The organism is Bradyrhizobium sp. MI1.10 (assembly GCF_055811035.1).
Genome location: NZ_JBVVPN010000017.1, coordinates 77,054 through 99,422, shown reverse-complemented (window position 1 = coordinate 99,422; position 22,369 = coordinate 77,054). Strand labels below are relative to the sequence as shown.

General features: G+C 58.0%; 18 protein-coding genes and 1 pseudogene. All 19 read right to left on the bottom strand.

Features of this window, described 5'->3' with window-relative positions:
• Window positions 1-5: 5 nt before the first annotated feature.
• The 19 genes and pseudogenes from AC0L3K_RS19405 to pabB all read right to left on the bottom strand — a co-directional run bounded on the left by AC0L3K_RS19405 (window position 6) and on the right by pabB (window position 22,346).
• Window positions 6-287, bottom strand: a complete 282-nt coding sequence (locus tag AC0L3K_RS19405) for a HypC/HybG/HupF family hydrogenase formation chaperone (RefSeq protein ID WP_007594357.1) — start codon at window positions 285-287, stop codon at window positions 6-8.
• The gene (gene hypF, locus AC0L3K_RS19400; RefSeq protein WP_473366651.1) at window positions 257-2,716 is read right to left on the bottom strand and encodes a carbamoyltransferase HypF; all 2,460 of its coding nucleotides are present in this window, start codon (window positions 2,714-2,716) and stop codon (window positions 257-259) included. Before hypF ends, AC0L3K_RS19405 begins: the two co-directional genes overlap by 31 nt.
• Window positions 2,703-3,914, bottom strand: a complete 1,212-nt coding sequence (locus AC0L3K_RS19395) for an NHL repeat-containing protein (protein ID WP_473366650.1) — start codon at window positions 3,912-3,914, stop codon at window positions 2,703-2,705. Before AC0L3K_RS19395 ends, hypF begins: the two co-directional genes overlap by 14 nt.
• Before the next feature lie 2 nt (window positions 3,915-3,916).
• Window positions 3,917-4,783, bottom strand: a complete 867-nt coding sequence (locus AC0L3K_RS19390) for a NifU family protein (RefSeq protein ID WP_473366649.1) — start codon at window positions 4,781-4,783, stop codon at window positions 3,917-3,919.
• A gap of 30 nt (window positions 4,784-4,813) precedes the next feature.
• Complete coding sequence (locus tag AC0L3K_RS19385) at window positions 4,814-5,029, bottom strand: hypothetical protein (RefSeq protein ID WP_473366648.1); 216 nt, start codon at window positions 5,027-5,029, stop codon at window positions 4,814-4,816.
• Window positions 5,030-5,050: 21 nt separating this feature from the next.
• Complete coding sequence (locus AC0L3K_RS19380; RefSeq protein WP_473366647.1) at window positions 5,051-5,260, bottom strand: hypothetical protein; 210 nt, start codon at window positions 5,258-5,260, stop codon at window positions 5,051-5,053.
• The gene (locus AC0L3K_RS19375; protein ID WP_473366646.1) at window positions 5,257-6,303 is read right to left on the bottom strand and encodes a hypothetical protein; all 1,047 of its coding nucleotides are present in this window, start codon (window positions 6,301-6,303) and stop codon (window positions 5,257-5,259) included. Before AC0L3K_RS19375 ends, AC0L3K_RS19380 begins: the two co-directional genes overlap by 4 nt.
• A 90-nt stretch (window positions 6,304-6,393) precedes the next feature.
• The gene (locus AC0L3K_RS19370; protein ID WP_473366645.1) at window positions 6,394-6,720 is read right to left on the bottom strand and encodes a hypothetical protein; all 327 of its coding nucleotides are present in this window, start codon (window positions 6,718-6,720) and stop codon (window positions 6,394-6,396) included.
• Window positions 6,717-7,202 (bottom strand): hydrogenase maturation protease, encoded by a 486-nt coding sequence (locus AC0L3K_RS19365; RefSeq protein ID WP_473366644.1) that lies wholly within the window; start codon window positions 7,200-7,202, stop codon window positions 6,717-6,719. The genes AC0L3K_RS19370 and AC0L3K_RS19365 overlap by 4 nt, the downstream gene beginning before the upstream one ends.
• 136 nt (window positions 7,203-7,338) lie before the next feature.
• Complete coding sequence (locus AC0L3K_RS19360; protein ID WP_473366643.1) at window positions 7,339-7,647, bottom strand: hypothetical protein; 309 nt, start codon at window positions 7,645-7,647, stop codon at window positions 7,339-7,341.
• Window positions 7,648-7,694: 47 nt separating this feature from the next.
• Complete coding sequence (locus tag AC0L3K_RS19355) at window positions 7,695-8,006, bottom strand: hypothetical protein (RefSeq protein WP_007594380.1); 312 nt, start codon at window positions 8,004-8,006, stop codon at window positions 7,695-7,697.
• A gap of 100 nt (window positions 8,007-8,106) precedes the next feature.
• Entirely contained in the window at window positions 8,107-9,705 is a 1,599-nt protein-coding gene (locus tag AC0L3K_RS19350; RefSeq protein WP_473366642.1) for a nickel-dependent hydrogenase large subunit, read from the bottom strand.
• Between the two features lie 61 nt (window positions 9,706-9,766).
• The gene (locus AC0L3K_RS19345) at window positions 9,767-10,729 is read right to left on the bottom strand and encodes an NADH-quinone oxidoreductase subunit B family protein (RefSeq protein WP_085395748.1); all 963 of its coding nucleotides are present in this window, start codon (window positions 10,727-10,729) and stop codon (window positions 9,767-9,769) included.
• Window positions 10,730-11,399: 670 nt separating this feature from the next.
• Window positions 11,400-12,845, bottom strand: coding sequence for a sigma-54 dependent transcriptional regulator (locus tag AC0L3K_RS19340; protein ID WP_473366641.1), 1,446 nt, complete (start codon window positions 12,843-12,845; stop codon window positions 11,400-11,402).
• Between the two features lie 523 nt (window positions 12,846-13,368).
• Entirely contained in the window at window positions 13,369-14,685 is a 1,317-nt protein-coding gene (locus AC0L3K_RS19335) for a DUF3422 family protein (protein ID WP_473366640.1), read from the bottom strand.
• Window positions 14,686-16,610: 1,925 nt separating this feature from the next.
• A pseudogene (locus AC0L3K_RS19330) lies at window positions 16,611-17,034 on the bottom strand (hypothetical protein).
• A gap of 1,013 nt (window positions 17,035-18,047) precedes the next feature.
• Window positions 18,048-19,247, bottom strand: coding sequence for a cytochrome P450 (locus AC0L3K_RS19325; protein WP_473366639.1), 1,200 nt, complete (start codon window positions 19,245-19,247; stop codon window positions 18,048-18,050).
• Between the two features lie 76 nt (window positions 19,248-19,323).
• On the bottom strand, window positions 19,324-20,268 hold the full coding sequence (locus AC0L3K_RS19320) for a prephenate dehydrogenase dimerization domain-containing protein (protein WP_473366638.1): 945 nt from the start codon (window positions 20,266-20,268) through the stop codon (window positions 19,324-19,326).
• A complete protein-coding gene (pabB, locus tag AC0L3K_RS19315; protein ID WP_473366637.1) occupies window positions 20,265-22,346 on the bottom strand; it encodes an aminodeoxychorismate synthase component I in 2,082 nt (693 codons plus the stop codon). Before pabB ends, AC0L3K_RS19320 begins: the two co-directional genes overlap by 4 nt.
• Between the last annotated feature and the right edge of the window lie 23 nt (window positions 22,347-22,369).

The window sequence follows — 22,369 nt, the reverse complement described above, 5'->3', positions numbered from 1 at the left end:
CCTCCTTACTGGGCCGCCGACAGCTTCATTGCCTCGATCTCGGCCTGGGCTTCGCCGAGTTCGATCAGTATTTTCAAGGTCTGGGCTGCCTCTTCCTCGTTGATCCGGCTCATCGCGAAACCGACGTGAACCAGCACCCAGTCGCCTACGCACGACTCGACCGGATGGTCGTCGTTCACGATGCAGGCGATGTTAATTTGTCGCTTGACGCCACCAACATCGACCGTTGCGAGGCGCTTGGTCACATCGTCGATCTTCACGATGCGTCCGGGAATGCCGAGACACATGACCTGCTTCCTTCTGTTGACGGCCTTTGTTTATCGATCAGATGCGCGGCAGCGATGGCCGCTTGCCCCAGTGCAAGTCCACCGTCATTGGCGGGAACCTGAGCATGCGAGAGCACCGAAAATTTCGCCTGTTCAAGACGACGGCTGACTTCCTCGAATAGAACCCTGTTCTGGAAGCAGCCGCCCGACAAGGCGACCGTCGAGAAACGCGGTTGCGTCGCATCGTCCTCGCCGCCGGCGAGCTTTCTCGTCATGGCGACGATCGATATCGCCAAGCCCTTATGGAAGCGTGCGGCCATGACTGGCGCTGGCGTGTTCAAGATCAGATCACCCAACACCGCGGCCCACATTGCTCTCGGCTCAATGTACGGCAGTCCCGAACCGGGCAGATTCGGAATAGTCAAGGGATAGCCGAGCTCATCCCCCTCATTCAGCATCGTATCGGGGTCAACCATGGCTTCCAATCGCGCCGCGGCCTCGCCCTCGTAGGCCTGTCGCTCGCGGCAAACATCCAGCGCCGCGGCAACGGCATCGAACAGCCGACCACATGATGACGCCGGCAGCGCATTGATGCCCTTCTTGATCATGGCATCGAGGGTGCCGCGCGGCTTGGCTGACAAATAGCCATGAACTGCGAGCTGATCGAAATTCATGGAGAATTCCGGCCACTTCATCTCGGCCATCAGGTGCGCGTACAGGTTTCGCCAAGGCTCGCGGGCTGCAGTAGCCCCACCGATCATCGCGACCGGCTTGAACGTGCCAAGCCGTTGATAGTCCCTGTAATCGGCGAGCAAGAATTCGCCGCCCCACAGCGTACCGTCGCCCCCCCAACCCAAACCGTCGAGCACAATACCGAGCACCGCGGGGGCATCCAGCGGATATTTGTTGTCGGCCAGGCAGGAGGCGATATGGGCGTGGTGGTGCTGAACTGCAATCAGGGGCAACCCGTCGGCGACGGCACGCTCGTGGGCAAATTTCGAGGGCAGATATTCGGGATGCAAGTCGACGGCCAGAGCGGCCGGTGAGTGATCGAACAAGCGAGCATAAAGCACGAGATTCGTCCGGTAATCATCGAAACATCTCGCATCCTCGAGATCGCCCTGATGCTGCGAAAGGATAGCGGCACCATCCTTGAGGAGGCAGAAGGTCGACTTCAACTCGCCGCCCATCGCCAGCACATCTGGCGCTGCCTCGAATCCCCTAGGCAGGACTATCCACTCCGGTGCGTAGCCGCGGGCTCGGCGCAGCAGCCTCACGCGGCCGCCGAGGACGCGCACGACAGAATCGTCAATTCGGTTCGCGATTTCACGATCGTGGATCAGCGCATAGGAGGCGATCCCGCCAAGCCGTTCGCGCGCTTCCTCGTCTAACACAACCTGCGGCTCGTCCGAGAGGTTGCCGCTGGTCATCACCACCGGCCGGGCCATCCTACGCAACATGAGAAGATGCATCGGGGTCGTCGGCAGCATGAACCCCAGCGTGGCAAGACCCGGCGCAATTGTGGCCGGTAGTCTTTCCGCGCCATTGGCCTCGAGCAGCACGATCGGCCCTGAGGGAGTCGACAACAGTGCTGACTCTTGGGCGCTCACGCTGCAATAGCGACGGATCACGCCGAGATCACGGGCCATCAGGGCGAACGGCTTGGCGTCACGATGCTTCGTTCGGCGCAGCCTTGCGACGGCCGCGGCGTTCGTGGCATCGCAGGCCAGCTGATAGCCTCCGAGACCCTTGATCGCGACAATCTCGCCATTCTTTATCAGGCCACAGGCGGCATCGACATCATCCATCATCGAGAACTGGTCGAAGCTGAACGCCCGGCCGTCGAAGCGAACCAATCTCGCCTTCGGACCGCAGGCATGGCAGGCGATTGCTTCGGCATGGAAGCGGCGATCGGCAGGGTCTTCGTACTCGAGACGGCAGGCTGCGCACATCTCAAATGGCGCCATCGTGGTACTGGCGCGGTCATAGGGGATAGCGTTGACGATGCCAAGCCGCGGTCCGCAATTGGTGCAGTTGGTGAAGGGATAGCGATAGCGGCGGCCGAACGGGCTCGTAATCTCTTCGGCACATTCAGCGCAAATCGCGGCGTCAGGTGCAACTTGGGTATTTGCGCCGCCGGTAAGGCTTCCGGCAATGAGGAAGTGCGCCGGCAGACCGCCACGACCGGGCCGTGTCTCGATTGCATCGATACGAGCCAGTGGTGGCGAGTCAGTGTGGATGCGGGCGATGAGTGCAGCTATCGTGCGCTCGCTGCCGAAAACCCGGATCAGCACACCGTCCGCGTCATTTCGAACGTCGCCCGACAGACCAAGCTCACGCGCGAAACGCCAGACCGCCGGCCGAAAGCCAACCCCTTGCACGCGGCCGCGCACGCGAATCTCCGCTCCGACACTGGGCTCAGATTGCGCGATGCTGCTAAGATGGGTCACAAGCCGCCTCCCAGAGGAGTATGCGGTTATTGCCAGCGTCGGCCACGACCAGCAGATCATCGCAGGCTAAAGCAGCGTAGGGCCAGCAAAGGCTGTCCCGCGTGGCAGAACGCCACCGATTGTCTCCTTTGGCCGAGAACATGGGCTGCCCAGCCAGCGCTATGGCAGGAGAATCCATTGATAGCCCGTCCAGTTCGAATCCAAGTAATCGCGAATTGGCGGTATCGGTCACGATCAGCATTTCGCCTTGCACGGTCAGTCCGTACGGCATGTTCATCGCGCTAGATGTCGGATGATAGGAGGCGCGGTTGTGATCGAGGTGCGTGAAATCGCACTGGCCGAGCACGAAATCGCAGGCTTGACCGATGGAACGTGGAAATGTTCGCCAGGCCATGACTCGATTATTGCCAGCGTCAGAGACGAACAACATACCCCTAGAGACCGCTATGCCGTGGGGCCAGCGCATGCCGACCGCGCCGCCGGCCTGCCCAGCATTGTCATCGCGGGTCACAAAGTCGAGCTGCCCCAAGACCAGATCGGCCGGCGTGCCATTCGAGATTGGAATACGATCCCAGACCAGGACACGGCGATTGCCCGTGTCGCAGACGATCAGTTTCCCGTCCACGATGGCCACGCCGTAGCACCAATTCAATGTGTCCGGTCGGGGCGCGTCAGCGCCGCGATTGGCAAGACCGCTGGAAAAATCTGTCTGCCCAAGCACGACATCGGCAGGCTGGTTGGATGTTTCAGGATAGGTATGCCAGATCAGAATGCGGTGGTTCCATGCATCGGCTACGGCCAGGACGCCATTAGACGCTGCGATTCCAGTCGGCATGTTGAGCGTCGCTGGCCCCACATCGCCTTCGGCGTTGCGTCCTTCCCGTGAAAAATCCGGTTGGCCTATCACCAGATCCGCCGGTTCCTGATCTGCCAATGGCAGAGATCGCCAGATCATGAGCCGATGATGGCCTGTGTCAGAGACAAACAGCGGTCCGCCCGCGCCGGCAAGGCATGCCCCCCGCGGGCCGAACAGCGTCGTCGGGCCCGGCACGATTGATTGCGCCAGACCATTCGGCAGCGCCTCGCCCCCAAGGACCGCGCGTGCGCCGTCATGAGCCAAGAGCGGCCGCGCGACGTGATTGTCTCCGGCCCGGGTAAGAGCCTTATGCAATCGGCGAGGAGCAAAGGACACCTGCATGGCTACACCGAAATCCTGACCTCAACCTGAGCGCCGATAACGCGAACCGCATGGGATTGGAGGGCGACCTCTGGCGCGGTGAGGCATTCGCCACTCGAAAGGTCATACTGAAAGCCATGATGCGGACAGGTGATAATGCCGCTTTCCACCTCGCCGTCGTGGATCGGAAATCCCAGATGAGCGCAGGCATTCTGAAAGCAAGTGACACTCGCGCCGCCGCGGGACAACAATAGCTTCTCTCCGCCAATCGTGATCGCGCGAACCCCACCTTCCGGAATGTCGGCCAAGAGACCAGCCGAGAGCCAGTTCCCTTGTGCGTCAAGCGCGAACGGGCTGACGAAGCGAACGCCGTTGTCGGAGCTGCCCAGTCCCTTCACCTGTACAATCTCTGTAATCTCTGGACATGCCTCCTGAACTGCCTTCTTCACGCCGGCGTGGAACGTCAATGCGGATGCGGGACAGCCGTCGCATGCCCCGATGAAACGCACCTCCACCTTGGGTGGGTTCACTTTGACGAGCTCCACGTCGCCACCATGCGAGCCCAACATGGGGCGGACGGCCTCAAGCGCGGCTTCGACGCGTTCGTTTAGACTGGGTTTGACTATCTGATGCCGGCGCAAAACCGCGTAGACAACCTCGTCGGCGACGGCATTCTTCATCGCAGCAAGCGCGGCAGGATTAGTTTTGAGCGCACGGATCAACCGCCGCAACGCTTCCCCCTCGAGCGCCTCGATGGCTAGTTTGTAAGCGCCGACCGCCGCCTGCTGGGTATGGTCCCACGTCGCAAATATGGCCTCCAGTCGCTCGATGTCGCCGACCAAGCCGGCAAGATCGTCGCGCGTCGTCGAGGTCATATCGTGAGCGTTCATATCGTTCTCACATGCGGATTCCCGGCAGCGTCACCGATAGCGAAGGTTGCGAAACAGGTAGGGCTGCAACCCACCGCCGACGAACGCCGCGACGGGCGCCGCCATCCACAATGGGGCACCCAGCTTTGCGATCATGACCAGCAACGATGCAGTCACAAGCACGCCCAAAAAAATCATGAGGAATGCTTTGCGCGGTTCGGCAAACAACTTGCCGCGGAAGAACAGAACGATTGAATTCTGAGCCATTGCCCACATGATATCGTTCTCTCAGCCGACAATCGTAACGATGGCGAGCCCAAGAAAGGTGCCGGCAACGCCGGCCAGGGGCCCATAGAAGCCCCCCAGTAGCGCGGCCAGTTCATTCCCCAACACCTTGCCGCCGACGACTACGCCTCCGATGACGCCGCCGCCAATCGAGGCAACGACGCCCAGGATAAACGAAACAACCAACATTTCTGGAGAAGACGGTAGGGTCATAGATCGGATGCTCCGGTTTCGTTCGGTTGACGATTGCTAGAATGAGAACGCACGACTTGGCCATCGGCCGAATTCGATGCGAGCAGCTCGCGCTGAATCTGGTCGATCGCTTCGGCAACAACCTTTCCCTTCTCCAAGTCGCCATGCGCCATGAAGATCTCCCGCGCTTCGCCGTAGTAGGCGCGCGCTTGTAAAAGATTGGATCGATTGCCACTGTCTGGATCGCTGGGATTGTCGGGCAGATTCCACAGACAGTTCGCTTTGTTGCAAATCGTGTTCGCATATTCCAGAGGGGTCGTCTCGCGCGTACGCACCTTCAACGCTTCGTCGTAGGCCTCAAGTGCCCGTATGTTGTTCGCGATCGTGTGGCTCGAGGACACATATTGCAGAGCATTGCCGAGATTGTTTTGCAGCATCGCATATTCAGTTGGATTGTCGATCAGCGTGATGACTTTGAGACCTTCTTCGAAAGCCTGCACTGCGAGTGCTTCACGCATTTTTCCGCGTTCGTCCGTCATGGGGATCGAGAGAAACGCCGTGGCAAGGTTGTTCTGCAGGATCACGAACTCCTGCGGAAACTCAGATCGCGTGAAAGTCCGCAGCGCACGTTGATAAGCGGAAATGGCGTCTGTGATGCGGGCCTTGTTCACGCCTGCAAGATTCTGCAATACCAGCCCGAAATTCATCTCAGCTTCGGCAAGCTCCTCAGGCCTGCCGAGCTCGGTCATAGTCCGGATTGCCTGCTCAAAGGCCGAGCGCGCCTGCTCAAGCGCCGCTGTACCTTCCTCCGGTATGGCCTGTAGCGCAGTGCCTTTGCGCGCCAGAATTCGAGCCGACAGAAGCCGCATGTCCTCAGGACAAATCGCCAGCGCCTTGTCATAGAGGGCAACCGCAGCATGAAGCTGATCCGGCGATTTGGGCTGCCGCTGCAGACCCATCGCAATCTCCATCAGCATCTCGGCCCGCTCGGAGGGGCTCGCCTCGGCGTCATCAGCAGCCGCGAGGGCCGCACGCACTTCATCGCCGAGAAGTCCTGTAATCACTGCTTCCTCCGACCAGCGCATTTTTGGCTGCACGCTTGGTACGAGAGCTACTCTAGCAGCACGAAATCGGAACTGTCTATCTATTATGCGTTATGTAAACTTAGTTTGCAGGAAAGCGCCAAGGGCGATGAGCGCACCAGCTTCCGGCGACCACGCGACCGGCAGCTGCGAGGCGACGTATTCATCGACTGCGTGCTCGCGCAGGAAATCTGGCGCATGCACCACGCGGTCTCCTCGGCTGTTGCGAAGCTTGAGGAGATAGCCCCCGGCGGCGGCGTGACGGACTGGCATGATCCAGAGGTCATCCGCGCGGCGTAACAGGATGACCGCCTCCAACCCTGCAAAATAGCGGTCGTATGTTTCGCGGCTCAGATAAAGTGCCCCGCGCGCTATTCTGACAAAAAAGACAGCGGTCACGACGATCCCTCTGGACCAAGACGTGCATCGATGAGCGTGGCAATGCGGTCGGTCACTTTCGCGACAGCGGCTGATGCGGCATCAGAGAGGCCGATTCCCAATTCGACGGTCTGCGCTTCAATCAAAAGCACGACGACGTCCGAGGGAAAGTCGTCGCGAAAGATCTTCCGGCCTGCGAAAAGTGCGTGATCCCACCGGAAATCGTGCAGGTTAAGCGATGGCTCGTAGCGCTGCTCCAGCTCGCTCCCTGGCACTTCGAAAACCGCCCCTGGCGGAGAGCCCGAGCGACACGCATCCACAACAATCAGCGTCCGGCACCCACGCGCCGCAAACATGGTCGCCATGCCGTCAGTTCCTGCAGCCAGCAGACGGACGTTTTGTGGGCCCGCTCCAACACCGCGCGCTTCCAGCAGGCGCAGGACTTCAAGACCTGCACCGTCATCGAGGCGATTTGGATTTCCACATCCTATGACCACGATCATCGGGAGCCCGCTACCCCATTTGTCACCATCTGCGATCCCGCACGAGGCGACGATGTGTCATCGTGACATGATGCGCCGGGAACGACGCGGCGTATAGATCTGGTATCGGTGGCCCTGCGCGGCGCAGCATCGACACCTAAATGCGCCAAAGGCGGCAGGACCATTGGGGCTCAACGGGCACATCGAGCTCAGGCAGTTCGCAATAGCGGCGGTGGAGCTTGTAATACATGCACGTTTCACACAGTTGCTCGAGACCCTCGTGTTCGACCGGTTCGAGGGTAAATCCGCCGAGCACGAGCTTCCTCTTCAGCTCGTTTCCTGCGGCTTTCAGCCGGGAAACGATGGCCTGGACGTCTTCATGGGAATCGGCCCGTGGCAGTACCTCCGTTTTGAGGCCACCCGCCAGAAGAGAGCGAATCTCGTCCCGGATCTTCCCGTCGCACACGGCGTCATCTCTCCTGAGGTTCGCTCTCGCGGCTGTCAGTCAAGACATCAGATTCGCCACAATCGGCACCACCACTCTGGCTCGACGGGGACCGCAAGCTCCGGCAGGTCGCACCATCTTCGATGCACCAGATAGTACATGCACTCCAGGCATCGCTGGTTATCCGGGCCGTACGGATGGTTTACAAAGCCTCCGACCACCAGCTTGCCTTCAAGATCCTTCGGATCCAGCCGGCGAAGCTGGAGCAAAATATCGCCAAACTCCTTGTCGGTTTCGGGAAAAGGCTCGACTTCCGTTTTGAGCCCATTCTCGAGCATGTCGGCGATCGCCTTGAGCACAACCTCTTTGTCAGACGCCATGCGCGACCGCCTTTCGCTCGAAAAATTCAGCATATGACGTTACAACCGGCAATTTAAGCACCAGCGCCCCAATACCCACAGCGTGCCCGATGAGCGAACCTCAGGCCGTTCGGAAGCGCGCCAATTCCTCGCCTGTCTTTGCGTCATGTGCGTGGACGGTGCAAACCAGACAAGAATCGTACGAGCGGCAAACGTGACCGACCTCGACTGGGTCGTGCGGGTCCCTGATCGGAGAACCGATCAAGGCCTGCTCCATCGGGCCGCGAACGCCATCGGCCGACCTTGGGCCAACATTCCAGGTCGTCGGGGCAATGATCTGGTAATTTTTGATCTTGCCATCCTTGACCTCGATCCAGTGGCAGAGTGCGCCACGAATGGCCTCTGTAGCTCCCCAGCCGCGTCCATCCCGTTCGGTGGGCTTGATATACCAGGGGTCGTTGAGCCGAAATGCACGCAACGCGCGTTCGGCCTGGCGATAAAGCTTAACGCCTTCATGCATGCGGGCGAAGTGCCGCAACATGACGTTTGCCCCACCCAACTTCCTGTACATGTCGAGTACCAGTGGATCGAAGTGCTGCCAGGCTTCCCCATGCGTGCCGCCGGCGATCAGCTGACGAGACAGCGGTCCAGCTTCCAGGCGTCCTGATTCGTCGTGGCGCACAGCCGTCGACCAGGAATATTGGCCGTCCATATTGATGGTGTTCTTCTGCGTAGGTACCGTCTTGCGATCGAAAGGATGCACCCCACCCGGCTCATCGTACCAGGAACGCATCGTATCTTCCCGCGTGTGCTTCTGATCCATCAGCTTAAAGCTGTTGGCGTTACCGTCATAAACACCGCTCTTCATAATCAAAGCCGCGTTACGCCCATCGATCGTCGGCTTCTGATATTTGTCTTCATGCGGCAAGTACCCCCACGAGACGAACTTTTCGTGGCCCTTCCCGAACTTGTCCATCCCACAGTCAACGCTCATCCGCCAGAACATTCCTAGGTCGGAATTTGCGTGCTCGGACTTCTCGTCGAGCCAGGCCATGAAGTCGTCATAGGATTTGATCTCTTCGTAGCGCTCCAATGAACATCCGAGCCAGATTTTCTCCATCCAGTCACGGCGGAAATATTCCAGGATCGACCACGCTCTCGTGACGTCGGTCAGGGTCGGTGCGCACATCACGCCGCCCGGGACCATGTAGCTTGAGTGCGGCCACTGGCCGCCCAAAAGCGCGTAAATTTCCACTGGCTTGCCAGAGATCGTGACGCCGATTTCGTAATTGCTTCCGGTGAACGGTGCCCAGCGTTTGACGGCTTCTTCGTAGTATTTCGATTTCGAGTAGTTCTTGTGCGTGTAATCGATCATGAACAGACCGTAGTGATGACGCGGCAGGCTCTGAAGGCTTTCGACAAGCTGACCGAGATTCCGTGCCAGAATCGCATTGCGGGGCACTTCCGTTTGCCACGCGGTATCGAGTGCCCAGGCCGCGCACGTCAGATGCGAAGCACCGCAAATTCCGCAGGCCCGAGGTGTGACCACAAGGCCTGCCTGGGGGTCCTTGTCACGCAAGATCACCTCGAAGCCGCGGAACAACTCGGCCTGGGTCCAGGCGTCGACGACGACTCCATCCTGAATGTTGACGCGGACATCAAGGTCGCCTTCGACGCGCCCGACGGGAGAAATATCAAGTGTTTGAACGGCTGAGGGCATAGGAATGCATCCTGATTTTACAAGGTGAAATGTCTGCGCGGTTGTTGGGTGAGCTGGCAGCTCAAACGACGAAGATGTCTTCCTCGGCCCAGGCCGGAGACGCCGCCTTGGCTGCTGCCGTGAGCTTGATGTACCCGGCCTTGTCGACGCCGAGCGGCATGTCCTTTGGAACACCCATCATCGTTTGCGTCTTGAAAACCGTGCCCGGCATCAAATCGAAGAATGGGAATTCCGGCTCCGTGCACCCCATACAAGGCATGCCCGCCCGCGTCTTTGACGACTGGCGATTCCACAGGATCCGATTGCAAGGCGAGTGTGTCATCGGACCGCGACATCCGAGGTCATAGAACAGGCAGCCCTTGCGCTGTCCGTATTCGGTCGCGGATACCTTGTAGGCGAAGTGCATGTTACGGGTGCAGCCCGTTTGCGTGAAACTGGTGAAAAAAGTTTTCGGACGCTGGAATTCGTCCAGTGTCAGGTCGCCGCCGCGTCCCGTAGCGACCGCAACAACGATTTGGGTTATCCAGTCAGGATGCGCGGGGCAGCCAGGAACATTGATGACGGGCAGCCCAGCCTTGGATTTATAGGCCGGTCCGAGAAATCCGCCGTGCTTGCGCTTCAGAAATTGCAGCCCTTCGCTCTCCGACGGGTTCGGTGCCGTTGCCGGAATCCCGCCCCAAGTCGCGCAGTCACCGATTGCGACCGTATAGCCCGCCACCTTCGCAAGATCGGCGACCCAATCCTTCATCGGACGGCCCGCAAACCGATTCCATTCGCCTGTGCCGTTTGGTGCGTTGACCACCGAGCCTTCGAAGACGAAAATATCCAGTGGCATGGCACCAGACACAAGCGCATTCAGCATTTTTTTGAGGTTCTCACCAAGCTCCATGCCGAGCGAGGGATGCCAGAGAACATTGATGCCAAAATCAGTCACCAGGTCGCAGGCGCTCGGCTCCTCCGCATTGAGGAACGACATCGTATTTCCCGAACATGCGCCGCCCTGGAGCCAAAGTAGATTAGCCATCAATTTCCTCCACTATGTTCTATCGCCTACCAAAAACGGCGCTTGAACTATAGTACAGCAAGACCTGTGCCGGATTGGGCGGCCTTGAAAAGACCTCGTAAAGACAGATGCTTAGCGTCAACTCGTCCAACAAGCTGAGGTGTTTCCTCGCGTGCGTCGGCTGCAAAGCAAGTTGGCTATGCAAAGTTAGTTTTCAAATTCGATGGATCGATACAACACGGTCAAAGCGCGCCAATGGCCCCGTGCTCAGGCGATAATCCGCAGGCGCTCCGACGAAGAACACGATTGCAAGTGTCACAACGGTGAGCCGGGCGGCCGTAGGCCTTTGGCCTCCTCAGATCGCGCCGCGCGCCTGATAGATATCTACTCTCCGGGTTTTCGCGGGCAGCGAACGCCGGGCGCACAGTGGCTTGCGATTATCCTTGACGGTTGCCACACGACGGGCAAGTGACTTCCAGCAGGTATCCATACCAGATGCCGCGGCACCGGCTGCACCAGTGGCCGGTGGCCTGGCGTTCGGGCAAGCCAAGCGTTCTTGAAAGATCGCTAGTGCCAAGCTCTTTGAAGGGCTCGGAGCTTCCCGCCGGGTTTACCCGGGATTGCGGAAAACGGACGATTTCCGCTGACGTACCCTTATTGATTGCATCCTTGCCATCGGGCATCGCAACTCTCACTTAGCTTCGTCGAGACCGTACCGTTTGATCTTGTTGGCCAAGCCAACGCGCGACAGACCAAGTTCGTTCGCAGCCCGGCTTTGGTTCCAGCGATGGCGATCCAGCGCTTCGTTCAGAACCTGCTTTTCCAAACTCTCGACCTTGTCCTTCAAGGTGGTTCCTTGCGGGACAAATGCAAGCGCGGCGCTCGATCGAGGACGTGGCGGCGCCGCGAGAATTGACGATGACATGTACTTTGTCGTCAGATACTCACCATCTTCAGCCAAGGATACCATTCGGCGGATTTCATTTTCGAGCTCGCGAACGTTTCCGGGAAAGTCGAACGCGGCCAGCTTTTCGAGAGTCCCGGCGGAAATACCAAGAATTTTTCGCCCCATTGCGTCGGCATGTTTGGCAGCAAAAAACTCCGCGAGCGCCGGAATATCGACAGGGCGTTCACGAAGTGGTGGCACCTCGAGTTCGAAACCTTTGAGACGAAAATAGAGGTCCTGTCGATATTGTCCGGCGGCAACGAGCGTCCGCAGCGGCCGGTTTGAGGCTGCGATGATGCGAACGTTGCAGGTCTGCGTCTTGTCGGAACCGAGCGGCTTGACTTCGCCCTCCTGAAGAAACCGTAGCAGGCTCACCTGAAAGGATGGTGACACCTCCGAGATCTCGTCCAGGAATACCGTTCCGCCGTCCCCAGCCCGAAACAAGCCTAGACGGTCGGAGATGGCGCCCGTGAACGCACCGCGCTTGTGGCCAAACAATTCGGAGTGAAGCAACTCATCGGACATCCCGCCGCAATTCTGGACCATTAATGGGCTCGTCTTGCGGGGCGAATTGTAGTGAATTGCCCGGGCCAGCAATTCCTTGCCCGTGCCCGTCTCGCCTTGAATCAGAATGGGCAATTCCGTTCGCGCAGCTTTACGTGCAAGGTCACAGAGTTCGCTGAGCTTTTCGCTAACATAGACCAATTTTTCGAAACGCTGGCTCTCGATATGCAACGAAGCGCCATTTCGTCGCTGCAGTCCTAACGTATCGCCACGGATCTTGAATTCGCGCGACAGCATCCGATGGCGGCGTGAAAGCTCGCGCGATTCCAGGCCGCGCTCGACGACCAAGCCGATTTGCTTTGCATCCAAGGGCTTGCGCACAAATTGATAGATTGCGGCCGGTGAAATCGCCTGCTGGCTCAACTCCGTTTTTGCCTCAAGCGCGAGGACGCGGACGATGTCTGGGTGGCTGACCCGCAAGTTAACAAGGAATGTCAAACCTTCGCCGCTTGGGCCGTGTTCTGCTAGAACCAAATCAATGTGAGCGTCCGACAACGCGCTCGTCGCTTCCTCCGCCGAGCGGACGACCAGGACGCGATAGCCATACTCCTCAGATAGAACCTCTTCCGTCGTGGACCATTGGGGGCTAGCGCGGGCGACGATGAGCACTGTTCCTTGGGTTTCCATGCAATCCTTCTTGCCTAATTGGAAACTTTCTTAGCAATATTCCGGGGAACCTTCAACGGTCCCCTCCACGGCAGTTGTCAGTCCAGAAGACTGCGCCCCAGCTGGAGCAGCTGACATTTCGAAAACAAGCAAATCGTTGCCGCGAGTGGGGTCGCAGGCAATCTAACCAGACCCCCTGTGGTCTCCATCCAATCAGATCGAATGGCGGCGTGTGTGGAGGAGGCCTGGCCCGGAATCCTCGATCACGGAATGATTCGAGCTGGACGAGCTGCGAGCGGCCGAAGGTTGACAGCCCAACGTCATCCGTTAGCACGGCTTGAGGCGCTCAGCGCAGGGGCACTTGGAGCTTCAATATACCTGAGCAGCTCATCCGCTCGTCGCTATGCTTGGTTGCCGGCAAAGCCGATGCCGTTTTACCCCTCCAGGCTGGGTGGGCAGGATTACCGGCTTCGACGCTGCCAGTCTTCCGATCAGCCAATCAGGGCACCATTTTGGCGCTGCAATCGTGGACAGGCGTGAGCAATCATCCCTCGTCATTGGCGTGCTTTCGACGGATCTTTCGAACGGTCGACCAGATCGTCAACGCGGCAATCGGAACGAACCCCGCGATCATGTAGTTTGGTTCAATCGATACGCGACCACTGTCATGAGCAGCTTTGACAAAGTACCCAAAAAGGCCAACGACATAGTAAGTTATGGCGGCAACAGATAGCCCCTCTACGGTTGTTTGAAGCCGCAATTGCAGTCGCGTTCGTGCGTTCATCGATTGCAGCAACTGTTGGTTTTGTTGCTCGAGCTCGACATCGACACGCGTTCGAAGGAGATCCGCGGCTCGCGAAAGTTTGACGGAGAGAGTGGCCTGCCGCGCGTCGAGAGTGGCGCATGTACGCATTGCGGGAGCCATTCGGCGGTCCAGGAAGGACGACCACGTCGGAAAGCCGTCTAACTTCCTCTCGCCAATTGTCTGGAGCCGCTGCTGGACTATTTCCTCATAAGCGCGACTTGCGCCAAAACGAAAACCGCTGGCAGCCGCGCCCGACTCGACCTCCGCGGCCAGCTCCGTCAATTCATTCAACAGTCCCCTGTTGCTGGCAAGGTCATTCGCCCTGCGCATCTCGTCCATGACCTCCGCAAGTCGTTTTTCGATAAGGCCGACACTGGGCGCGAGCCGGCGAGCTTCAGGTAGGCCGAGAAGAGCGAACGTCCGATAGGTCTCGACCTCAATTATTCGCTGTACCAGCGCTCCCGCGCGCTCCCGGTCAAGTCCACGGTCGATAACGAGAATGCGAATAAACCCGTAGGAATCCGGCTGAAAATCGGTTGCATAGAACGCTTTCCCATCTGAATTCTCAGCCTTCACCAGACTTGCGCGGTCGAATGGAAGGTCGGGTATGGCTTCTCCTGCCTGTTCAGGAAGCAGATGCAAATCGAGAGCAACCAATAGTGGGCCCGGTTGCGGAACGCGATTCATTGCAGCTGCGAGAGAGGTAGGTCTCGGATCGAATGGCGCCACATCACTATCAGAAGCAGTTTCCCAGGTATAAGTTGTGAACTCTGAATGCTGCTCCCACCGTAAAGCGAGCGCGCCGAGTTGAACGCGGTGGTATCGTTCCTGCAGCGACGGTATGGCCAGGCCATGCGCCTTACAGAGCTCTGCAAGATTGTTGCGATCGGCCTCCGCCCGGGCTCCCGACGTGTCGAAGGCAAAGTGGAGCACTCGGCTGGGGACGGGAATTGGTGTGAATGGACGCGCGTGCAACTCGCTCAAAACTTGCGAACGCAACTGATGGGCCGCCAGCCTACCGGACTCGTTATCAGCAATTAAAACCACATCGTTCATTTGCAATTTGCGCAATCATTATTGAAATGGCGGCTCTGCGCGAAGATGCAGAGAGCGGCAGAACGCCCGTACGTGAGCGAACAGCCACGTTGTAACATCCTGCATCCAAATTCAAGACAACGATTTATGGTGTAGATCAAGGTCTATGCAGTGGGAAAACGGACTCAAAGAAGCGGTTTAGTGGGCCAAGCGGTTGTGAAGGCCTCATCCGCTCTCGACAAAGAACGCGCGCTGCTTGCTGCGATTGGCTTTCGGACGTCGCTGAGCTCGCAGCAACGAAGCGCATTTCCAAGTCGTTGCGGCAACTGCGGGCCGCTCCATTGGCCCCCCAAAGCAGCGCGTGATACAGGGCACGTTGCGGTCCGAACAGGAGCCGCTACGCGGCCTTTCTCCGGCCACCCTCGACGACGGTAAACCGAGCGCGCCGATCCTCCGGTGACGCCGGTTGCTCGGTCTGCTCGCCAACCGCCTCTATGTCTGATAGGGATGGTTCTACTCGGACGTTTTCCGGCGCTGTCGCTTCCTGCGCCGATTCGATACACCCCACGGCGGCTCTGGCGCTCTCTTCCATCATCTCAAGTGCAATCGCGCCCTTCGCGGTCAACCGCCAGCCGAACGAATATCTCTGCACGAAACCGAGCGAGAAGACATCCAGCGAAGGAAAGGCGTGCTATACTTCGCCCAATCCGAGCCGCTGGTCGCCAGAAATGCGAGGTCGCGCTTGATGTCCGACAGCGTCGCCGTTCGGGTAGCTAGCAAGCACCTTCGAAATGGACACTTGGAAATTCACAACCGCCCCCCACACCACTATACCAACCATTCTGTCAGCGATGCACTGTCCAAGGCAACCACTTCCAACTCGCTGCACGCTCAATCCGGCGTTTTTCTTAGCTATACAGGTCTGGGGCTGCCCTGAAAGTCCGGCGCCCGAAAGTTCGAAGAGCGGTTTCTTCGAATCTCGTGAGCGCCCGTCCCAAGGCTCACGGTTATGAGGTTCAACAGGCCGACCGCTGGTCTAGCGTCGCATCGGGCCCAACGGCGAACCACAGGTGCGACAGGAGCCACAATTCGGATGTTTTGGAACATGCCGCCTAACTGATAAGGTTTGCGGCCAAAGCTTATCAGTTAGCGGACTAACTCCATTTGTCGGATTTCCTTGTCAGTCACCAACTGACTCCGTTGCGGCATTTTCCTTACAAGTTGGCGAACTTTGCGCCGCACCTGGATGGTTCCCGCGATGCACGCGGGCCAGCGCGCGGTGCAGACCGTCAGGATCGGACGGCACCAAGATCAGATGCATGTGGTTCGGCATCAGGCACCAGGCCTACACTTCGACGTCTGCCGCTTACAATCCGCCGCGAGCAGACCGCGATAGATCGCATAGTCGCCATCCTCGAAGAACGTACGCGCCCGGCCATTGCCGCGCTGCGTAACATGGTGGGATGATCAGGAATGACGACACGAGCGAGGCGGACCATGCAGAAACATGCCCTGAAAACCGCGCCATATCATTTTAGTGCAGTCCAGCACCGTCACCGCAATTAAGCGATGAAGAAGATTGGAAGCAGAGTGATGCCGATTTTCGAGAGATTGCTTGGTCGCTCCTCGCGTCACGCGCTCGAATAGCTGACGGAAATGGGCCATCCATTCAAATGCGGGGTACTTGGCGTGATCAGCGCCGGCGGAGCAGTCGCGGCCGGCGACGCCGCGCGGGTTCGGCTGCCGTCATCTTCTTTTCGTGCCTTGCCGGCTCTGTAAGGACCCCATGCACAACTCGGCACCCCGATGGCCGAAGCGAAACGCGCTCGGTAGATCGGGGTGGCATGGCCGCAAACAAGGTAACGGCGGTACGCGTGGGTCTGGGGAGGCACTCGACAATCCGGACTATCAAGCCGACGAGCCCAGCTGGCGGCTTCTTTCTTTGATCAGGACGCGTTCGCCCTCGCTCTTTCGCACGCCTCGCGCCGGCGGTCGCGGCGTTCGCGCCGCCGCTTAGCACGGTCGGCGGGTTGCCGCAGCGGAGGAACTGGCGCTGTATCGGATACCGATTTGGAAGCCTCATGGTGTTCGGCCTGTTTGGGCCGGCTCGAATGCCGCCGGGCGGGTGTCCATGAACTCCAGCACTGCCCGACACTTTGCCGTGATCTTCCAGCTCCCGCTGATGCGCTCGACCAAGCCTTGAGAAAAGATGTCGAGGTCGGGGACCTGCGCAGCGAGGCGCCAAGTCCCGTCCGCCCATTCCCGGCCACTGGTCGCCAGGATAGCCATGTCCCGTTTCAGGTCTTCCATGACGGCGAAGCCGTCCGGATAACTCACAAGGATTGTCAGCACCGTAACCTGGAAATTCACGCCGCCTCGACCAATCAGCGCCACATCGTGGGCGCCGCGAAAGTGCGCCATGGCCGGCCTGCTGAGTTCGTTCAACCATGCGTCGCCTCTGGTAGCCGCCTCCAGCATCTTTGAGGCGACATGGCTACGCGCTCCGACCCTCGCGGTGCGAAACGCTCTCGCAGACCTCGGCCAAGACCGCGCGCAATAGCGCGGTGGTTGCCGCATCGAACATCGATGCTCCTCAGAAGCGAAAACGCGACTCAACAATGTTTCGATCGCGATAGGCCAGCTGGTCTGACCCGTACCTTTGGAAGATGCCTGCACGGGGGACTTGTCTTGTGAGATCGGACAATTCGTAAGGCTATCCTCGAGATCAGCAACATTCGCGTGTCGAGACCCGAGCGACTCTATAGGCAGGTCGTTCTTTCGATGTCGGTCGTCTTGCTCCTGGCAGCCGGCTACGCCGCCCAGGAGGACAAGAAGACCGACGAATCGAGACTATTGACGAGATCGACTAGCAAAAATTCGGGCGTCAGCGATTTGGGGAAGCGCGGCTCATACGGAAAGCAACCTTCCGATTGCCAAGCGGAAACTAACCGTAACGCTTGTGGTTGTCGACGACCGTCTTGTCCGTCGTTCCGACACCGACACCGTTGTGGGCGTAAGGTGTGGCCAGCAGAACGGTGTCGTTCTTTAGGAAAGCGCTCACGACATTGTCTGCGGCCGGAGCAAGGATCCGGGGCTTGAATGACGACGCCTCACATTGCACAAGGGGCAATGCTTGCGGTGCCATTCCCGTCGGCGCGTCCGCTGGGTCGGTCAGGCTCTACGCCATGCTGCTGCGGGAGCAGCGCGCAGCCGCAAGGTCTTCGCCCTCTCGGGTCACGATCCTTCGCGCAAGAGACTGGCGCAGCAATTGCGCTACAGTAGCTATGACCAACCACGATATCCGAGCTTGCAATACTTCGGCTGTGTCGATCGGGAACTAAGCGAACTGGATAGTGGATCGCATATTTTCGAATGCGCGAGAGCTATAGACGAAAGTTCAGGCCCAGCCTGCGGACCCCCCGCACTCCAAACGAATCATCTTTCCAGACGATCGGATCGCTCTGCAGTTCGACTTTGGCGAGGCGACGAACCAGCGTCGACAACCCAATCCTTGCTTGCAGCCGAGCCATCGGAGCTGCGAGACAAAAATGCGCACCATAACCAAATGCAAGGTGTGGATTATCTTCCCTTCCAATGTCGAGCTTGTTTGGCTTAATAAATTGTTCGGCATCTCGGTTCGCGGAGCTGAGTGAAAAGGTGACCCGATCGCCGGCTTGAATTTTACGTCCATGCAGGACCATCTCTTCGTTAGCAATTCTGCTGTCTATCGGTTGAGGTGGGTCGTAGCGAAGCAGCTCTTCGACGGCCTTTTCGACGTTTCCGGGTGCGTTTCGTAGTCGATTGAACTCCGGCTCATCACTTAAAAGGGCTAGCATGCCATTCCCGAAAAAATGGGTGACAGTCTCATTACCAGCGACCAGCATAAGGATGCTCGTAGCAACCAATTCATCTTCACTAAGGACGCTCCCTCTGTCTTCTGCCGCGATGAGAGCTGTCAAAAGATCGTGCTTGGGGTCGCGCCGCCGAAGAGACAATTGTCTTCGAAAATATCGGTCCGCCTGTTCTACAGCAGTCGTCGCAATCTTTCGCTTCTCAGGGGTGCGACGGTTGCTCAAAGCGAAACCGTTTATATGTTCTGTCCATTCTTTCAATTGCGGAGTGTCGCTGCGTGGAAGGCCGAGCTGTTGGGCTATGACCAATCTCGGCAGCGGTTCGGCAAAGTCAGCCAGGAGATCCATCGTCCCGGCGTCTATTACTGCATCGACCAGCTCGTCCACAATGCTTGCCACCGCGGGTGTGAACCCTTCCAGGGCGCGCGACGTAAAGGCCTTGCTTACAAGCGCTCGTCTACGCGTATGGTCAGGCGGATCATTAAAGATGAACCACAGATCCTGGAACTTGTAGTAAAGAGGAGATTCCGTGCGAGCGTCTTCGGTCGGCCGGGCCCGATTGGCCGATAAGCGAGGGTCGCGTAGGCCCGCTTTAACATCCGCATAGCGCGTAACTAGCCAGCCTTGCCAGGCGCTGCACCAATGAACTGGATCTGCGGAACGAAGATGCTCTAGGGTAGGAAAAGGGTTCGTGATGATCGCTGGATCGCGAGGATCAAATTCAATCGCCAAGTTCATCTCCATTACGGCGCCTGTCTGTGCGTTTCCCGTGTCCGGCAGTGCTTATTCGGTTTCTGACGGAGCCGAGCTAGGAGTTCTCGTGCGACGCGTCGGCGAACCGATCGAGCGATTTCGGGGTAAGGCGGTCCAGTGCATCGATCAGTTCTCGTCCCGCGCGTTCCGAGGACGCAATATCAATGGTGCCAGACCAGCGCAGCTGCACGAATAGTCGCTTGTAACCTTCAAAGTCGTCAGCTTCTATAAGCCGATCCAGCTCTGCAAGCGCTCCCAATAGTCTCGCTCTAGCCGCTTTCGAAAAAGGATTATCTTTCTGAATTTCCCAGTAGACATGCGGCTCGCCGCTTACCACGCGTGCTAAGAGAGCGGACAGGCAGCGGAATGGTGGCGGCAAAGTCTCAGTCAAGGTTGCAAGTTTGAAGTCACTGTGGAGCAGCGTGGCGCCAAACGCGAGGACGAGGAAATGAACAAGCGTCTGTGCCGCCGCCATTGTTTCGTCGTGCTCTAACGGTGTCATCCGAAGCAACTGCAGTCCCTGCGTTGCCAAGCGCTGTTCTAGCGGAGCAACGTTATCGCCTCCGGCGTAGGGCACCCAGGCGACACCGCCGTGAGTTTTACTGGCGCTTGGTCGGAATAATGGATTCAGTCCAACCGCTGGCGACGCCGGCAAACTCTTCCGTACTGCGTCACTAAATTTTGCTTTGGACGACAGGGTATCGACCACGAGACAATCGATCCTTAGCCTGCCCGCCAAGACATCCAACGCAGCTAACGCCTTGTCCGCAGGAATGGCGAGTGCGAGTACGTCGATTTCCGTGAGCAGTTGCTCAACGCGAGCACTCGGGTCCATCACGTCGCCGACAACGTACTCTGCACTGAAACGAATCGCCGTATCACCTCGTGTACGATGGTCAACCCGATCTAAGATTGATATTTGGCTGCCCGAGATGTGAAGAAACCGTGCGAGCCAACTGCCAACAGCTCCAGCGCCTCCAACTACTAGAGCGCGGCTCACGTTGGCTCTCCAACGGTCGAACGAGAGGGTTCCGCTCTGAGCGGTTCTAACATATCCGTCGAGATGTTAAGGCCGGCTAGCGACGAACGGGCTTTAACAAGCGTTTCTTCAAATTCAGCGTCCTCGTCAGACATGGCTATGATGGCGCCGCCAACTCCAAATGTTGCAATGCCATCCCGAATGACAATGGTTCGTATCACGATGTTAAGATCGGCTGCGCCGTTGAGTGCCAAGAAACCGATCGTTCCAGAGTAAACGCCTCGTGGTCCTTCCTCCAGTTCGTCTATGATTTCCATCGTTCGCACTTTTGGTGCGCCTGTCATGGAGCCTCCTGGAAAAGAAGCGAGGACGCAATCGACGGCTGTCCTTGTCTCGTCAAGTTGTCCACGGATCGTCGATACGAGTTGGTGCACATGTGAGAACGACTCGACTTCAAACAGCTTTGGTACATGCACCGTACCAACTCCGCACACACGACTCAGATCATTCCGGACGAGATCAACGATCATGAGGTTTTCGGCTCGATCTTTCTTGGATTGACGGAGCTCGTCGATTACCTGTTGGTTTCTTGCGGGGTCAGAGAGAACAGGCCTGGTTCCTTTGATCGGTTTCGACTCGGCAGTTCCGCTAGACGACACAGATAGAAATCGCTCCGGCGAAGAGCACAGCACGGCCATATCGCCAAAGGTTAGGAATGCTCCATATGGTGCCGGACTGGTGGTTCGCAGGTTGGCGTACACCGCCAGCGGGTCCTCGGTGCAATCAACACTAAGCATGTTCGTCAAACATACTTCGTAGGATTCGCCATCACGAATTTTATCGAGACAAGCCTGGATTTTCTGAAGGTAGCTCTCACGAGTGTGTCGCATCGTGAGAATGTTGTTGGCTGAACCCGGGGCACTTACGGGAAGGCGCGAAGGGATGGTAGAAATTGCATGGATCGAATTTTCGATTTGTTCTAACCACTCCGATGCGGCGTTTGCGTGATTGTCCTCGGTCAGGCAGAGCAACCAATATTCTGATCGCTCGTGATCGTAAGCGACCAGACGATCGAGAAACAGGAGCTGAGCATCCGGGAACGGCGAATTGTAGGCGATGGCCCCCCCGGCAGCCGCCTTCATCTCATACCCGATATATCCCACGTATCCCAGATTGAACTCGAATGGCAAATCGGGCGGGGATGCGGTTCGACGAGCCTTGAGAGTCGAGTTTAGGTAGTCAAAAAACTCAACGTCCTCCAGTGTAGTGGAGTCGACATTGGTTCGAATTGTGAGTCGCTTCTGCAACATTGAATAAGAAAGTTGCTCGGACAGCGGGCCCGAGGCATCTCCCAAGAACGAAAAACGGTGCTCTTTCGAGGGGCGGCTGGTGTCCAGCCAGATGGCCGAAGTGTTTGCCCCGTAGAGATCTTCGAAGACCTTCGAGGGGTCTACGTTCGAAGCAAAATGTCTTGTAAGGATCTGATATCGCTGTTGTCGGGGTGTTATGGATGAGCGGCCAAGCGCTCTTGGCGGCGAGCTGGTGACGAAATTGCGAATGAGCTGGAGCCCGAACTCGCTGCATATCGACTCCGGATGAAATTGCACGCCCCATTGCGGTCGATTGCGGGATCGAACGGCCATGACAAGCCCGTCGGCCGTCCTGGCTATGACTTCCAGGTCCTCAGGGATTTCCGACACGATCAGTGAATGATATCGGACAGCACTAAACGGCGAGGGAATCCCGTCAAAGAGTCCTGCTTCGTTGTGAAAGATTTCGTGCACCTCGCCGTGACATGGACGCGGAGCGTGGGTAACTTTTCCGCCGCGGATGTGGCATAAACCCTGATGCCCGAGACAAACGCCAAGTACGGGTACAGACGAATGCCGCAGAACCGTGCCACATACGCCGAAGTCTCGTGCATTCGCAGGATGCCCAGGCCCTGGCGAGATTACGATGTTGTCGAACTGTCTTAGATCTACCTTGTCATCGGGCGTGTCGTTCCTGATCACGTCCGGCTGGCGCCCGGTTGCGCGCCCGATCAGGTCAAACAAGTTCCAGGTAAATGAGTCGTAGTTGTCGATAAGCAACGTACGCATCGAGGTCTCCAGACTGCAGGAAA